Origin of the sequence: Serratia sp. CY33802 (genome assembly GCF_052169095.1) — a bacterium.
In the GTDB taxonomy this organism is placed as follows: domain Bacteria; phylum Pseudomonadota; class Gammaproteobacteria; order Enterobacterales; family Enterobacteriaceae; genus Serratia; species Serratia bockelmannii.
Window position 1 is genome coordinate 612,031 of the sequence record NZ_JBJNLL010000001.1, and the last position, 15,754, is coordinate 627,784.

General features: G+C 57.8%; 16 protein-coding genes. All 16 read right to left on the reverse strand.

Translation table 11 applies throughout. The annotated features are described in order from the left end of the window. Positions 1-334: 334 nt before the first annotated feature. The gene (locus ACJ8HA_RS02845; RefSeq protein WP_043138696.1) at positions 335-1,096 is read right to left on the reverse strand and encodes a DUF4225 domain-containing protein; all 762 of its coding nucleotides are present in this window, start codon (positions 1,094-1,096) and stop codon (positions 335-337) included. 61 nt (positions 1,097-1,157) lie between these two features. Continuing rightward, positions 1,158-1,529, reverse strand: coding sequence for a T6SS amidase immunity protein Tai4 family protein (locus ACJ8HA_RS02850; RefSeq protein WP_350430028.1), 372 nt, complete (start codon positions 1,527-1,529; stop codon positions 1,158-1,160). Then, positions 1,507-2,301 carry a lysozyme inhibitor LprI family protein gene (locus ACJ8HA_RS02855; protein WP_043138771.1) on the reverse strand — a complete coding sequence of 265 codons (795 nt, stop codon included), beginning with the start codon at positions 2,299-2,301 and terminating at the stop codon, positions 1,507-1,509. The genes ACJ8HA_RS02850 and ACJ8HA_RS02855 overlap by 23 nt, the downstream gene beginning before the upstream one ends. A gap of 81 nt (positions 2,302-2,382) precedes the next feature. Next, positions 2,383-2,865 carry an Hcp family type VI secretion system effector gene (locus ACJ8HA_RS02860; RefSeq protein WP_004961372.1) on the reverse strand — a complete coding sequence of 161 codons (483 nt, stop codon included), beginning with the start codon at positions 2,863-2,865 and terminating at the stop codon, positions 2,383-2,385. A 195-nt stretch (positions 2,866-3,060) separates the two neighbouring features. Further along, entirely contained in the window at positions 3,061-3,489 is a 429-nt protein-coding gene (locus tag ACJ8HA_RS02865) for a T6SS amidase immunity protein Tai4 family protein (RefSeq protein WP_025303294.1), read from the reverse strand. A gap of 26 nt (positions 3,490-3,515) precedes the next feature. Further along, positions 3,516-4,007, reverse strand: a complete 492-nt coding sequence (locus ACJ8HA_RS02870) for a T6SS effector amidase Tae4 family protein (RefSeq protein ID WP_025303293.1) — start codon at positions 4,005-4,007, stop codon at positions 3,516-3,518. Next, positions 4,004-4,387, reverse strand: coding sequence for a Rap1a/Tai family immunity protein (locus tag ACJ8HA_RS02875; protein WP_043138684.1), 384 nt, complete (start codon positions 4,385-4,387; stop codon positions 4,004-4,006). The genes ACJ8HA_RS02870 and ACJ8HA_RS02875 overlap by 4 nt, the downstream gene beginning before the upstream one ends. Before the next feature lie 67 nt (positions 4,388-4,454). Next, positions 4,455-5,960 carry a type VI secretion system contractile sheath large subunit gene (gene tssC / locus ACJ8HA_RS02880; protein ID WP_016927259.1) on the reverse strand — a complete coding sequence of 502 codons (1,506 nt, stop codon included), beginning with the start codon at positions 5,958-5,960 and terminating at the stop codon, positions 4,455-4,457. A gap of 3 nt (positions 5,961-5,963) precedes the next feature. After that, positions 5,964-6,500, reverse strand: coding sequence for a type VI secretion system contractile sheath small subunit (gene tssB, locus ACJ8HA_RS02885; RefSeq protein ID WP_016927260.1), 537 nt, complete (start codon positions 6,498-6,500; stop codon positions 5,964-5,966). Positions 6,501-6,620: 120 nt separating this feature from the next. Further along, the gene (gene tssA, locus ACJ8HA_RS02890) at positions 6,621-7,652 is read right to left on the reverse strand and encodes a type VI secretion system protein TssA (RefSeq protein ID WP_049206021.1); all 1,032 of its coding nucleotides are present in this window, start codon (positions 7,650-7,652) and stop codon (positions 6,621-6,623) included. A 23-nt stretch (positions 7,653-7,675) separates the two neighbouring features. After that, a complete protein-coding gene (gene tagF, locus ACJ8HA_RS02895) occupies positions 7,676-8,395 on the reverse strand; it encodes a type VI secretion system-associated protein TagF (protein WP_049295867.1) in 720 nt (239 codons plus the stop codon). An 18-nt stretch (positions 8,396-8,413) separates the two neighbouring features. Continuing rightward, positions 8,414-12,049: a type VI secretion system membrane subunit TssM gene (tssM, locus tag ACJ8HA_RS02900; RefSeq protein WP_025303289.1), complete on the reverse strand. Its 3,636-nt coding sequence runs from the start codon at positions 12,047-12,049 to the stop codon at positions 8,414-8,416. Continuing rightward, complete coding sequence (locus ACJ8HA_RS02905) at positions 12,049-13,251, reverse strand: DotU family type VI secretion system protein (RefSeq protein ID WP_049272050.1); 1,203 nt, start codon at positions 13,249-13,251, stop codon at positions 12,049-12,051. Before ACJ8HA_RS02905 ends, tssM begins: the two co-directional genes overlap by 1 nt. A 21-nt stretch (positions 13,252-13,272) precedes the next feature. Further along, positions 13,273-14,619: a type VI secretion system baseplate subunit TssK gene (gene tssK / locus ACJ8HA_RS02910; RefSeq protein WP_025303287.1), complete on the reverse strand. Its 1,347-nt coding sequence runs from the start codon at positions 14,617-14,619 to the stop codon at positions 13,273-13,275. Positions 14,620-14,659: 40 nt separating this feature from the next. After that, positions 14,660-15,190, reverse strand: a complete 531-nt coding sequence (tssJ, locus tag ACJ8HA_RS02915; protein ID WP_049209066.1) for a type VI secretion system lipoprotein TssJ — start codon at positions 15,188-15,190, stop codon at positions 14,660-14,662. Positions 15,191-15,219: 29 nt separating this feature from the next. Continuing rightward, positions 15,220-15,720, reverse strand: a complete 501-nt coding sequence (gene tagV, locus ACJ8HA_RS02920) for a type VI secretion system accessory protein TagV (protein ID WP_025303285.1) — start codon at positions 15,718-15,720, stop codon at positions 15,220-15,222. Positions 15,721-15,754 lie beyond the last annotated feature (34 nt).

Consider the following 15,754-nt stretch of genomic DNA (forward strand, 5'->3'; position numbering starts at 1 on the left):
GCATTATTCTTACCCTTTTTCTTGTAATAGAGATTAGTCGGTAGTTGAGACAAGTAAATTAGGGCGAATATAATACTGGCGTACCATACCTCGTCATAATCTTGGAATTTTATATTGAGCATTGAATCCAGTATCTCAGAACCATAGTTAAATATTAAACCTTGGGTGATGCTTGCAAATAGATTTACTATGGTAACTATCACAAAAAGAGAATAAGATTTTTTATTGTTAACTTTCTTTTTTAGGTGATACAGCCCGACAAAAACTACAACTGACAGGAAAAAGTATAAAAACACAAATGAGTAAGAGTAGGTGGAAAGCGTGACGTCATCGCTCACTGTTTTGTTTCCTCATCGATTAATTTGTAAATTCCATAGCCGGTTATGGCATTGGAAAAAACCTCTGTGCCTAATGGAACCGTGCCAAGCTTTTTCCATCCAATAATATAATCGCTATTTATGTGTTTAAACAACCGCCAAGAGTCTGGTCTTAATGACTTGCTAAATATACCGTACCCAGATAGTGAGATGTCAACGGAACTATAAACGATGTCAGCTTCATTTTTATTATAGCCTAGATAGTTAGCCGCGTAGTGGTATGCCTCTCTTATACTGCCAACCTTATCTTTTCTGAAAAGTAAATAATAGCCACTTTCGTAAAAATTATTTGCTCCTTGAGCCATTAACGGTACGCCAACGCCCCCGCAGGCCATGCCTGCAGAAAGTGCACAGGTTCCGATTCCGGCAAATATCTGAGAGCCGCCACTGACAAAACCAACTTGTTTCATCACCAGGTTTGAAAATCTTTCTCTTTTTTCTTTTTTTATTGCGACAAAGAGCTTGGCTTTACCTGTATTAATGTTGAATTCTTGTCGTCTGAGGTTGTTGATTTCTTCTTCGATTATACTGATTGCCCCAGCGTAGGATGTGCAGTGTATACTGATATCCCTTTTTGCAAACTGAATAAGTTGGTCTATTTCCAGTGAGAAATTAGCTCTTGATTCGTTGGTGTATAGATACTGTCGTGAAAACGTTCTTGATAGTTTTTTGAGTTCATCGATAGATCTATCCAGATCTACTTTTGTTTTGTATTGCATAAGGATTCCTTTCCTATTCTTTATACCAATATTTACTCTGTGAAGGGATGCGGATTTACTCTCAGTTGTCGTCTTTCCCTTGGTATTTCTTGATGATGGCTTGCAGCGCTTGGCTGTGTACAAGATCGATGCACTTGGCCATCGTCATCGGCTCCCCTGACATACTGTCATAGGGCTTTGCCAGAAATTCTTTTGCCAGCGCCCTGACGGCGGTATGCGCTTCCAGAGAATAATCGCCGAATTCCGTGTAACCCCGAGCGGCGGCGGCATCGTTTTTGACTTCTTTTGCTGAGTACCCCTCGGCGATGCAAACGCTAAGCGCGTAGTTTTTGAGGTACTCGGCAGAGGAGTACTTTCCGTTGGCGGAAGCTTCAGTATTCAATACCGCCAACGTGAGTAGGAATACAGTTTTAATCGTATGATGTGAGTTCATCGATTCGTTTTTGCATCGTATCGGCCAGGCAGTCTTTGTCATCTCGGCATTTATCCCTTTGCAGTAACCAAGATTTTTGCGTGCTGTTTAAAGAGGCTGCCAGCTTTTTATCTCCTGCATCGGTCGCCTGCTTTTTTGCCAACAGCCAAGCTTGGGAAACGCTTTTATCATAGGCGGATAAATTGAAATCTGAGCAGATAGTTTTTTCAACAATACTTTTAGATTTAGCGCAGTCGAAAGACGCTGCAGGTTTAGGAGCTTTCGGTAACCGTTCTAATTGCAGTAGCGAGCCATCGTACCAATTAACCAGCATTTTTTGTGGATTGAGAGCAGCAAAACTGGAGCCTACACCATTATCGGATGGGCCGAATGATCCGGAGTGACACGCGATCTTGAAAAGAGAGACTTCTGCTTGGCCGTTTTCTTTCAATGAATAGTTTTTAGCCGAGATGCTTTTATCTCCGCCCATCGACTTGCCGATGAATTGATTTAGCGTGCTTCTCTCAATACTTAAGGTTGGCGCTGTGCAGACGTCTTTTTCCGGCAGATTGTTTTCTATTGATTTAGTGGAAATAGTGATTACCCTTCCTAGTAATCGAGGGTCGTTGAGTTGATAGTTAAGTGTGCGGGTAGTCTCATTGTCTATGTTGACCTGAGTTACTTGCCATAAGCCATCAATAGTTGATGATGTTGGGGCATTAACGTTTTTTTCTGCTGCATATGCACTGAACGATAATAAGACGCCGCTGATTAGAAGTTTATTTTTTTTCAATAGAGTGATGCCCTTCTTTCTGCAGAGAACTGTCCTTTGCTTGCTAATAAACCTCCCCATAACGGGGAGGTTGTATAACAATTAAGCTTCGCGGTTTTCCTTGATGTTCCAACCTGCGCTGCTTTCGGCGCCTTTGCCGCCTTTGTCGCTCTGCTCCCAGTATTGCTGTTTCACTTTCGCCGCCTGGAAGGAGTAGGTGACGCCCACGGTGTCTTCGCCGCCTGCGCCGGTGTACTGCACGGCGGTGACCAGCACGTCGTCCAGGGTGATTTTAACGTACTCAACCTGAGTACCGCCCGCCTTGCAGACAGACAACTCAACCTTGGTCAGGTGCTTACCGCTGGAGCAGTGCTTCAGCAGCGCCGGGGTTGACTTGTCGACCAGCGCGTTAACGTGCAGATCGTTGAAGCACACTTTGCCGGCGCCACCGCCGCCGCCAACGCCCATATTGCCCGGTTGAGAAGCGCCCCAGGAGAAAGAAGTGATGTCGGTCCAGCCTTTGTGATTCGAATCTTTAGATTCGCCGCTGGCACCTTCAACTTTCAGGAACATATCAATAGCCATAGTTTCTTCACTCTTTATTAAGGGTTAACAGTAGTATTAACGTTACGTTGAAAAACTCAGGTAATAGCAGCAGGAATTGCAAGTGTGGTAATGCATTACCAATTTATATCCTTGTGCCATGCACCTTCTTAAATACCGAAAACTATCGGTACGGGTTACCGAGCCACTATTAAGTGCTAATGGCTCAATGCTTAATTATTTCGCGTTATCTTGATTCCACGTGCGATCTGGGTTGCCTGCTATGAGCTGTCGAGAAAGCTTGTCCAATTCAGGGCTATGGTACAACCGCAGGCAGTTTAGGGTGACACCTTGACTCTTGTCTTTAGTTTCGCTGTGAAACTCATTGATTCTGGATTTATATTTGTCGATGAGAACATTGATTTTCTCATCACCTGATTCGATATCGAATGGCATCCATTCTCTCATCGCATTCGCCGTTCTGGCTGCATCAAGAGAGAATGCTTTATCCGAATCGGAGACCTGTGCCAGGCAGCGTGACAATGCCAGTTCTTTTACGACCTGGTGATAAGGCATCTGTTTGATAAATGCCACCGGATCCTGAATCGGCGCTGCTTGCAGCCTTAATGAGGTGATAAGCAAGCATGCAGTTAAACCAAACCTCATGCATTTACTGATAAGCCGATGGAACACTAGCTCAACTCCCAAAACCAGACCTCTTTGCAGTTAAAATAGCAATGGGAATGGCAGGTTAATAGCGAGTTTTCTGGTTCGATAAGATCAATGTGTCCGCCATCATAGTTGGTGATCTTATTGAAGAACACGACTCCTTTTTTATTGCCAATACCTTTCTCTGCATCTGGAGCATTAAAGAAAATTTTGGCTTTGCCAAAACTACTGGAGCGATGCAACTGATCGGCCAGCAATTTGGCTCCCGGTTCAATCGTTTTACCCTTATAGGCGCCTTTCTTGATTGGCAGGCGGCCTTTGAAGCTGATACCGGTTTTCAACAGCGCCAGGCTCATGCGGACGGCACAGGTATTGGCATAACCAGGATTTTGCTTTAGAAGCGTATCAAGCTCATAGCCAATCTCAGCGTAAACGGCTTCTGCTGCCAAATATCCCGGGCTAGAGTAATCAGAGGAGTAATGGCTGCTTTTTAGCTGACGATATAAAGGTTTCATGCTTTGCCTCCTTTGCAGGGGAAGCGAGTCGCCAGAGCCTCTTCAATCAGGGGGGCAGCCCTTTCGTGCAGGCGCGTAGCGGGAAGTTTATTAAAGAATTCGAACACAAACTCCTGCAGAGTGACGGTTTGTAGCTGGCTGTATTGGCACCAGCTTTTTCCTTCCGTCGCGTCCAGCACGCCCAGCAAATAAATCCGCGCTTTCTCTTTTTCCTGTTTATCTGCACTGCGATAGAAACGGAAAAAGTCGCTGCCTGGCAGATTGACATCATCGGACGTCAAATGCGCTATCGATGTCTGCTCTGCGAAAGCTGGCGGCGCGGCGGAGAGCGAGCAGACGACTGCCAACAGCGATGCCAGATAAAACCGTTTTGTCTTCATCTTTCTTTCCCTGTGATGAGGTTAATGTATCAGCCAGGCCGCACTACCGCGGCCTGACTTCAGCCCATCAGGACGCGTCGTTTTGTTTCAGCGAAGGCAGCTTCGACACCAGGCGCAGGGAGACGGTCAGGCCTTCCAACTGGTAGTGCGGGCGCAGGAAGAACTTGGCACTGTAATAGCCCGGGTTGTCTTCGATCTCTTCCACCTGCACTTCCGCCGCGGCCAGCGGTTTGCGCGACTTGGTTTCCTGCGAGGAGTTGGCCGGATCGCCGTCCACGTAGTTCATGATCCAGTCGTTCAGCCAGCGTTCCATGTCGTCGCGCTCGCGGAAGGAGCCAATTTTGTCGCGCACGATGCACTTCAGATAGTGCGCGAAGCGGCAGCAGGCGAACAGGTACGGCAGACGCGCGGAAAGCTGGGCGTTGGCGGAGGCGTCGGCGTCGTAGTATTCCGCCGGCTTCTGCAGCGACTGCGCGCCGATAAAGGCGGCGAAGTCGGAGTTTTTGCGATGCACCAGCGGCATAAAGCCGTTTTTGGCCAGCTCGGCTTCACGGCGGTCGCTGATGGCGATCTCGGTCGGGCACTTCATGTCCACGCCGCCGTCGTCGCTCGGGAAGGTGTGGCACGGCAGGTTTTCCACCGCACCGCCGGATTCCACCCCGCGAATGGCGGTGCACCAGCCGAACTCTTTGAACGAACGGTTGATGTTGGCGGCCATGGCGTAGGCGGCGTTGGTCCAGGTGTAATTGCCGTGGGTCGCGCCGTCGGTGTCTTCTTCGAAGTCAAACTCGTCTACCGGGTTGGTGCGGATGCCATACGGCAGGCGCGCCAGGAAGCGTGGCATCACCAGCCCCAGGTAGCGCGCGTCTTCCGATTCGCGCAGGCTGCGCCAGGCGGCGTACTCGGTGTTCTGGAAAATCTTGGTCAGATCGCGCGGGTTGGAGAGCTCTTGCCAGGACTCCATCTGCATCACGCTCGGCGCGGTACCGGCGATGAACGGGCAGTGCGAGGCGGCGCCGATCTTGGCCATTTCGCCCAGCAGCTCCACGTCCTGCGGGCTGTGATCGAAGTAGTAGTCGCCCACCAGGCAGCCGAACGGTTCGCCGCCGAACTGGCCATACTCTTCTTCGTAGACTTTCTTGAAGATCGGGCTCTGGTCCCAACCCACGCCTTTATAGCGCTTCAGCGTGCGGCCCAGCTCCTGCTTGGAAATGCTCATGAAGCGGATCTTCAGCATCTCGTCGGTTTCGGAGTTGTTGACCAGATAATGCAGGCCGTGCCAGGCGCCTTCCAGCTTCTGGAAGTCGTCGTGGTGAATGATCTGGTTGATCTGCTGCGACAGCTTTTCGTCGATTTCCGCGATCAGCGCCTGGATGGTGCGATAGGCGTCGGAAGAAACGGTGACGGTGTTTTCCAGCGCCTGCTGCGCCAGGGTTTTCACCGCGTTCTCGACCGCTTCTTTGGCCTGATCGGTCTTCGGCCGGAACTCTTTGTTCAGCAGCGCGCTGAACTCATCGCTGGAAAAAGTCTCGGTGGTTTGCAACGCATTCTGTTGCTGAGGCGAGTTGCTCATCGATTAATCCTCACGCTCGTTGTTGTCGTCGTTAACCGCCGGCTTCGGCGCGTCGGTCAGGGATTGCAGCAGCGCCGGGTTTTGCAGGATCTTGGAGATCAGCTCTTCGGCGCCGTTCTTGCCGTCCATGTAGGACAGCAGGTTGGAAAGCTGGGTGCGGGCGTCCAGCAGATTGTCCAGCGCGTCGACCTTGCGGGCGATAGCGGCGGGGGAGAAGTCTTCCATGCTTTCGAAGGTCAGATCGATGTTCAGCTTGCCTTCGCCGGTCAGGGTGTTGTCGACCTGGTAAGCGACGCGCGGCTTCAGCGATTTCATACGCTCGTCGAAGTTGTCGACGTCGATTTCCATGAATTTGCGCTCTTCCACGCTGGCTTGCGGATCGACCGCTTTCCCCACCAGATCCGCCATCACGCCCATCACGAACGGCAGCTGGATTTTGCGCTCTGCGCCATAAATTTCGACATCGTATTCAATCTGTACGCGCGGCGCGCGGTTGCGGGCGATGAATTTCTGCCCGCTGCGGGATTTCGAGTTTGACATGATTTACTCCATCTAATGGCGATTGGGAACGCGCCTCGTCCGGCTGGGAGAGTCAGGTTCTGATTCGGGTCTGCGCAGGGCAGACGGTATCGGATGCGTCAAGAGAACAAAGGTCGGCGGCTAGCTGTTCTCCTCGTTGTCGGGGCGACCGAGAATGGTCTCCAGTTGGTTAAGCCCATCGGGCGCCAAATCGCGGACGATTTGCATAAAGTCCAGCGTAATCAGTCGCTGGACCCGATCGATCATCAGTGGCGCCGGGTGGCTCGGTTCATGAAGACGAAAATAGTTTTTCACCTTGTCCAGCATCAACTGGGCGTCGTCGCGCGACTGGATCTGCGCGCTGCGCCAGTTGAGTGGAGCGGTGGCGCTTTGTACGGCGGCCGGTTGCTGCATGGCAGCCGCTTCAGGCGTCGCGTCTGGTTCGTCGGCGGCCGGGGCATCGCTCTGGCCGGCGAGCGCCACCAGAGAAAACACCTTGGTCAGCGCGCTCATTTCCGGCAGCGCGCTTTCCCCCAGATGGCGGGTCACTTCGCTGCGAATGGCGCTCAGGGTGTTGGCGATGCGCGTCACCAGGGCGCCTTCGGGGCGATCCTGCTGCGCCAGTTCATCCTGCAGCCGCGCACGGCCGCCGGGAAAGTTGGGGCACTCCTGTTTGCTGCCGTCGAGCAGGGCACCGGCATCGCGCAGCGAGATTTCTCCGGCGGCGCTTTTCAGCAGCGGCGCGGCGCGTACGCTGGCGGCCAGCGCCGCTTTGTCGCCAAGGTCGGCCAGCGCGTTGATGCGAAACAGCGGGTCGGCTTCCCCATCGAACTCCAGCGGCGGCTGCAGGGTGTTCCAGTAACGGGTCATCGACTGGTGGACCAGCGTCAGCCCGTCGGCGTAGCCCGGCAACCCGCGCAGCTGGGTCCAGGCGCGGGTGAGATACAGCATGACGCGCAGGTCTTTGGTGCGCGTTAGCAGCGAGGTCGCGAGGCGCTCGACCTGCACCCAATCCGGCGCTTCTTCCGGAATGATGGTGCTGCCGAACTGTTGTTCGGCCTTGCCGGTGGCGGCTTGTTCCATCGCCAGAAAGTCGGCGTCGTATTCCAGGTTGTCGCCGCAGGGATTGTCCGCGTCAACCGGGGCCAGCAGGGTATCGGTATCGATAGCCATAGAATTTCCTTCAACGAACGATGTTAATCAAACATTTGCGGGTACTGGCCGCCGCGGCCGGGGCGCGCCCAGCCGTTGGGTTCGAACAGCAGTGAAAACAGCTGCACGGTGAGGTTGCCGCTGTGCACGTGGGTGTAGAGCGGATGTCCGTCGGCCTGATTGGTCCACCAGAAGCTGGTGTACTGCGCCGGATCGAAGCAGTCGGCGGCCTGTTGCCAGCCGAGGCCCGGTACGTCCGGATGCTGGAAACCGATAATCGACAATATCTCGGAATCCGCTTCCGCCGGTGGGCTGGGCAGCGCCGGGATCGCCTGCAACGTGCGGTCGATCTGCTCGACGGAGAAACCGTTGCGCACGCCGTTCAGCAGGGTATGGCCGAGCTGTTGATACCAGCTCGCCGCCATGTTCAGCTGTTGCGGGCGCCATTCTTGCAGGCTGAACAGGCGCAGTGCGCAGATGGGGTAGCGCCGCCCGACGCGATCGCGCGCCGGCAACAGGCAACCCATCTGCACGTACGGGCTGCCGAGCGTGGCGGGGATCACGAAGTTCCACACCGGTGCGTTGCTGAACGGGTGGCCGTTCGGCCCCTGTGCATCGCGCTGTAAATTCACCAGCCCGTTATGGAACCAGTGGGCCCAGTTGTTGACCACCGGGTCAGGCAAACGGCGTTGCAGGAAGTCACCGGCGGAAGGAAGTTTGCCGTACCAGCCGATGCTCGTCGGGGCGCTTGAATCAGTGCTCATGGTCATGTCCTTTCGGGGCTACGGGCACGAGAAGGCCGGCAGTTGGAACGGATTGCGGATGCTGTTGGGCGTGAACTCCAGCGTGACGCGGTGGCCGTCGAGATTGAACGTCGCCTGGCGGCCGAGGCCGCCGGTGCCCGACGATTGCGCCATGTCGACCAGGCGATTCAGCGCCCATGGTCCGCTGGTCACCAGGCTGGCGGTGGTGCCGTTGGCCAGCGCCAGCTGCAGATGCACCTGGTTGGTATTGCGGGTGCCCGGCCAACTGACCACCAGCGGTACCTGTGGGCCGTGGCTGTATTTGAACAGCTGCCCGTCGATATCCAGCGTCAGGTTGAGGATGTCGTTATCCATCCGCACCGGCCGCACGGTCACGCGGTAGGAGGGCGTCGCCGTGCCGTTGGCGAAAAAGGCGTCGCGGATGCGCTGCGCCTGCTGGAACGACCGCAGGATGCCTTCGCCGCCGGGCAGCGTCTTGCCGTCCACGCCGGGCGTGAAACGCCAGTTGGCGCGGGTGGTATCGACCTTGCCCTGCAGATTGTCGCGGAAGAAGCTGTCCATCAGCCCGCTGTTCGGCGCGAACATGCGCGCCAGATCGTCCGGCGTCACTTCCTGCCGCGCCCGGGCCACCAGCGGATAACGGCCGGCGATCGCCTGGCGGCAGAAGCTACCGACCTCGAAGCTGATGCGCTTTTTCACGTTCTCCATCTCTTTGCGCTGGGTATCGCTGCTGGCGCCGATCGCCAGCGACAGCAGCATCTGTTTGAACGGCACCGGCAAGCGGCCGGATTCGGCCTGCAGACGCGGGATAATGTCGCTCGGCGGCGCCGACATGCCGCTGTTGGCCGCGCCCTGCACCGCCGTCAGGTAACTGTACAGTTCATCGACCTGTTTCAGCACGCTGTCGAAAGGGATCGCCTTATTGCCTTCGCCCTGGCTTTGCGCCAGTTCCAGCAGCGGCGCGAAGTGCGCCATCACCAGCTGTTCCGGCTGGGCCGACACGTCACCGTCGGCGTTGGCCGGCCGGTTGGTGAACAGCGCTTCCAGCGTGCGGTTGGCATTTTGGTTCAGCTTATCTTCGGTTTTTGCCAGCAGCGAGCGCGAATCGGCGTCGTTTTTTTCGTCGCGCAGGGTGACGTTTTTGCTGACGTTGACCAGCAGATTGCGCATTGGCGACGGGTTGCCGGACAGCAGGCGCGCGCTGCTGATGCGCTGGGTCAGGTTGCCGATGTTGGCCAGTTGGATATCCCCCAGCAGCTCATCCCAGGCGCTGATGAAATCTTGCATGTACAGCTGGCGGATGGTCTTGGTCAGATCGGCGCTTTTCTGCTCCGGCGTCTGGCTGTTCAACACCCAGACGTCTTCCTTGCGCAAGGTGTCGGTCACCGGGTCGATGTTGTCGTTGAACGCTTTCCAGTACCCTTGTGAGGTGAACAGGCCCGGTACGCCGTCGGTGACCGGTTTGCCGCTTTTGCGGCTGAACGCCAGTTCGGTCTGCGGGCCGGCCAAATCGACCAGGCTGACCGGCTTGATGTCGGTCTGTTTCAGCAGCAGGCGCTTGAGGCGGCCATAGACGCGCTGCGACAGCGGCGCCCGATTGAGTGCGGCCTGCGCCTGCGCCACCAGCTGTTCGTCTTTGGCGTAAGGCGAGGCCTGGATCTGCGCATCCAGCAGTTGGCTGAGGTGCCATTCGATCTGCTGCAGCTGTTTCTGCGTGCTGCCCTGCGGCAGGTTGCGTTGCAGGTTGAGCATCACCCAGGCGCGCAGGAATTTACCGTCGTACTGCTTTGGCAGATACAGCATCTGATAGGCCTTCAGCGCTTCGTAGCTGAAGTCCGCGTCGCCGTGGTTGTCGTTGCGCAGCGTGGTGGCGATCTGTTGCGCCACCTGCGGCAGCAGCAGCTCTTTCAGCGCTTTTTGGTACAACGCATTGCCGGCGTCGCCCACCTGATCGCCGCGGAACAGCCCCATGCGGTAGGTGAACGGCGGATCGTCCAGCGAAAAGTTCTGGCTGTCCGGCAGATGCAGCAGGCTGTTGAGGAACGGCAGCAGCGAGAACATGTCGCCGTTGCCCAACTGGGTCAGGCTTTGCCCCTGTCGCTCGACGCCGGGCACCTTGGCGGCCACTTCCGCCAGATAGGCCTTGTTGTTGCCGTAGCTGGTGAACCACAACATCGCCAGCACCGCCAGGATCACCGCCAGCGCGATGTACCCTGCCCAGTGCAGGGCGCGGTTGCGGTATTCCCACCAGCGGTTGCTGCCCGCCAGCCCGGACTCCTGGAAGACCACCGATTCCAGCGTCTCTTTCAGGAAGAAGCTCTGGCCTTTGGCTGCCGGGATCGGCGTTTCCTGCCCCACGCTGTCCCAGGCCGCGTTGGCCTGCACCCCTGAGTTGGCCGTCGGCAGCTGCAGGTAGCGGTTCAGTTCGCCCATCACCCGGTCAAACGGCAGACCTTCCTGCGTGCCGCTGGTGAAATAGATGCCGCGCGGGGTAAAGCGGGTTTCAAAACTGGAGGTGGCGAACACCTGTTCCAGATATTGGCCGAGCAGCGGGCGCAGCGCGGCGAACTCCTGCGGGAACAGGTAGCTTTCGGCGCGTTGGCGCGCGTCGTGCTCCATCAGCAGCGTATCCGGCAGCGCCGCATCCAGCCGTTGTTGCAGCAGGGCGTATTGTTGTTCGAAGGCGGCGTTCAGGTTGAAGTCCGGCTGCCGTGAGCGCTCGTAAGGGAAGGTGAATCCCCAGATCTGGTCGCGCTGCGCTTTATCGAAGCTGCCGAAGTAGGCCATAAAGCCGTTGAGCAGGTCGGTTTTGGTCACCAGCACATAGACCGGGAAGTGAATGCCCAACTGTTCGTGCAGTTCAATCAGGCGTTTGCGCAGTGCGCTGGCCTGGGCGGCGCGTGCTTCGGCGCTGTCGCTCAGCAGATCGGCGACGCTGATGGTCACCATCACGCCGTTGATCGGCTGGCGGGTGCGGTATTTTTTCAGCAGCGCGACGAAGCTTTGCCATTCACCGGCGTCTTCTTCGCGCTGGCTTTCCTGGGTGGTGTAGCGGCCGGCGGTGTCGAGCAGCACGGCGTCGTTGGTAAACCACCAGTCGCAGTTGCGGGTGCCGCCCACGCCGCGCAGCGCGGCTTTGCCGAAGCGATCCGCCAGTGGGAAGTGCAGGCCGGAGTTGACCAGCGCGGTGGTTTTGCCGGCGCCGGGTGCGCCGATGATCACATACCACGGCAACTGGTACAGATATTGACGGCTGAAGCGGGTCATCCAGCGATGTTTACCGTCGCCCTGGCCCGGTGCGAAGCGCGCCTTTTTCAGCAGCTGCGCCGCTTCGTCGAAACGCTGCGCCAACTGATCGTCTTGTTTGACCTCGGGCTTGCCGTCTTCCGCCGGCACCGCTTCGGCGGCGCGCAGATTGCTCAGCAGGCGGCTGTTGAACCAGGCACTGTAGAGGCGCGGGATCAGGCGGCACAGGAACCAGATCAGGTAAATCACGCCGATGGCGATCTGGCGGTTGAGTTCCGGCTCCAGCGGGCGATAGTCGCCGATGGCCACCAGCGGGCCGATCGTCCAGATGATGAACGCCAGCGCGGTGATGCCGACAAAGCCCCACAGCAGGCGGCTGGTGATGATGGAGAATAACGTACTGAGCATTACTTTCCGGTTCCTTGCGGCAAGCCGTTGATTTCCGCCTGGGTGTTTTCAGGGGCGACCAACAGCGTAATTTCTACCCGGCGGTTCAACGCGCGGTTCACTTTGTTATCGTTCGGCGCGACGGGGTTGCTCTCGCCGCGGCCCTCGGCCTTGACCCGCTGCGGGTTGGCGAGGTGTTTTTGCAAGCGGGCGCTGACCGCTTCGGCGCGCGCCAGCGACAGCTCCCAGTTGGAGGCGAAACGGGCGCTGCGGATCGGCACGTTGTCGCTGTAACCGGTGACCAGGATCTTGCCGCTGACGCCGTTCATGGCGGCGGCGATGCGGTCGATGACCGGAATATAGTTGGCGCGTACCGTGGTGGCGGCAGAGTCGAACAGCCCGTCGCCTTTGAGGATCACCACGCTTTGCTGCGCTTCGTCGCGCACCACCACCAACCCCTCGGCGATCTCTTTGCGCAGGAAACTTTTCAGGCTCAGCGTCGGCGGCGCAGCCGGCGCCGGGTTACCGATCGCCACCTGCGGCAGATTGGTTTGGTAAATCGCCGCCAGCACCGGGCTGGTGTTGTCGCCCAGTCGCCAGTTGAGGGCGATGAACAGCAGCGAAGCCAGGAAGCCGGTCAGCGCCACGCAGGCCCACAGCGGCACCAGCGGCCGCCACAGCTTCTGCTGTACCGGCAGATCCAGCGCATGAGGCGACAGCGGCGGGGCATAGCCGCCACGCACCGATCGGATCAGCTGCAGCAGGCGCTGCTTCATGGTTTCCAGCTGTGAGCGGCCGTTTTCCATCACCCGGTAGCGGCCTTCAAAGCCCAACAGCAGGCAATAATTGATCAGCTCCAGCAGGTTGATGTGCTCGCGCGGGCTTTGCGACAGCTTGGCCAGCAGCTGGAAAAACTTCTCGCCGCCCCAGGTTTCGTTATGGAAAGTCACCAGCAGCCCGCTGCCGGACCACACGCTGTTGCTGCCCCACGGGGTCAGCGCCGCCGCTTCATCCAGCGCGGTGCACAGACAATAACGCGCGCCGATGATCACCTCGTAAGGCAGGTTGGCGCGTTGGCCGCGGATCTCGAAGCGGCGCATTTCGTCAATCAGCTGTTGGCGCAGCTGCGCCGGGTTGGCGTGCGTGGCCGACTGGCGGATCTGCGAAATGGCGTTCAGCAGCGGGTTGGCGGCGTCTACCAGCGGGTTGGCCGCCGGCGCCATGCTATTTTCCTGAGTCATAGGTTACCGGTCCGTATGGCTGCGAATCGCCCAAAATTCCATATCCAGCCCCGGGAATTCGCCGGCCAGGTGCAGGGCGAAGGCGCTGGATTTCTCCATCTGTTTCCACAGGTCGCCGCCTTTTTCCAGCTCGAAGTAGGTGTAGCCGGCGTGATAGGGGATCTGGCGCGGCGCAGCGGGCATGGTGCGCAGACCGATGCCCGGCAGCTGCAGCTGCACCAGATCGCGGATGCGCGTGACCGGGGCGATCTTCATCTGCGCCGGGAAGTGGGTCAGCAACACCTCGGCGGCCACATCGGCGCGCACTGCCAGCACGAAGCCGAAGTCGCGCATCATTTTGGCGTCCTGCACGGTGGCGACGTTCAGCCCGTGGGAGCGTTCGACCAGCGTCAGCTGAATGGCGTTGTCTTCCAGCACCACCGACAGCCCCTGACGCAGCAACAGCATCAGCTTGCCGAAGCACAGCGCCAGGTTGTCGTGGTCATACACCGGCAGGCGGCCTTCCGGGGTGCGCTGCGCCGAGAAGCTGGCGAGCTCGGTGGCGAACTGCAGCCAATCGGCGAACAGGCGCTCCGGGTGCAGATGATCGAGGTGGTAGGCGTGGCTCACCTGGCCGAGATGGCGGTTGATCAACTGCAGCAGCATGAAATCGACCATTTCGGAACTGCCGCCGCGGCCCGGCTGCAGCAGGCGCTGGCTCATCTGCTGGCTGCGCTGTTGCAGCAGGCCCTGCAGATCGTTGATGAAGGTTTTCAGTACCGGGTTGCCCTGGCAGTTCAGCATCGGCGGGATCTGCGTGGTATCGAGACGCAGGCTGTTGTCACCGCGCTTTTCCAGCACGCGGGTAACGCCGAGCGCCGTCCATTCGGCGTTGAGCTCACTCTCCAGCATCAGCCGCAGGCGCAGGCGACCGAACTGCAAGGCCGCGCTGCCCACCGAGACGGCGTTGAGATCGTCGACTTCGTTCTCATAAGCCAGATAGCGCGCCAGCGCCTCCGGGCTTTCCTGAAAGATCACGTCTTCACGCCCCGCGCGGTAGGTCGGCAGAGCCAGCACCACGTTTTCACCGGTCTTGTTTTCAGCGATGGTCAGCGGCGCGGGCGCCTGCTGGGCGCCGGAGAAGCGAAACGGCGTGCCGTCCGGCATGATGCCGCTGGCGGCGTTGAGCGCAATCTTGCCCTGGCGCAGCAGCGTTTGGTCCAGATCCAGGGTGAGGAACCCCCAGAAACAGCCGCTGTGGGCCTGGCCCCAGTTGCGCATATAGCCTTCGAGATAGTTTTCCGCCTGCTGGAAATGGTGAGGGCGCAAAAACATCCCCTCAGTCCAGACAACCTTATGAGCATCTTTCATCATCACACCTATAGTTACTTCGCTTCAGCGCAGCGGTAGGTCAGTCGACCTTTTTTACGGGGCGCAGGCCACTCACGCCCGCGACGATATGCGCTTCCAGCTCATCCGGCGAGAATTGCCATACCTTGTAGAAATTGGTTTCGGTAGGTTCCGGCAGCGGCAGTGACATGCGCCAGGTCTTGCCGTCCAGATTTTGATATTCGGCGATCACGCCGATGTAACGTGCGTCCAATGCGCTTTGCCCACCGAGCTTCTTGCCGGTCTGGCCTGGCGTCAGGAAGAACTGATCGCTGTCCAGCAGGCTGTTGCCGAGCACGCTTTTGGCGTCGTTTTGCAGACTGAAGAAGTCGGCATCCATGAATTCCGCATCCGAGCGCAGCAGCAGCACGCGAATTTTGATCGGCGCAGGTTGCGCGCCGGCGGCGGCGTTGACCTGGCGGTCAGCGTCAAACACCAGACTGTAACGCGACGGCACGCTTTTGGCGGAAGACATGCAGCCGCCGAGCGCCAGCGCGCCCAGCAGCAGAAACAGCATCCCGCACCAGCGGGAAGCGATAGGGGTCGTCATCATAGGAATCTCGTCGCCCGCAGGCGTGCTGACTACTGGAGGATCCAGGTGGCTGAGCCGGCGTTTTTACACGCCTTGCTGTCGCCGCCGACTTTGACGCAGTCCTGTTTGGCGGCGCGCGCGCGACGCGGCAGATCTTTGCGCAGCGTTGATTTGTAGCGCGCTTCCGGCACGCCGGCGTTGGCCTGGATATACCCCATCAGATCGCCCCCGCGGATGGCGGAGATCGCCAGCCAGTTGTTTTCCACTTCGCCCAGCGCATAGAACGCGGCGGCGTTGTCCAGGCTGCCGACGGCGGTGCCGGTATAATTCGGGCTACTCATGATGCTGGCGGCATACAGGCTGCGGTACTCCTCACCGATCGGCTTGAACTGTTTCGGCGCGCTTACCGCGGCGCGGTGCTGCAGGGTGACGCCGTTGACTTCACTGCTGATGAGGGCGTCGTTATTGAGCGCCGGCGGCGGTGGCGGCGGGGTGGAACAACCGGCAAGCGTCAGGGCGGTCAGCAGCGTCAGGGTAATCCGTGTTTTCACAATGTCCTCTTTTTCTTGATTGAATGGCTGTGTA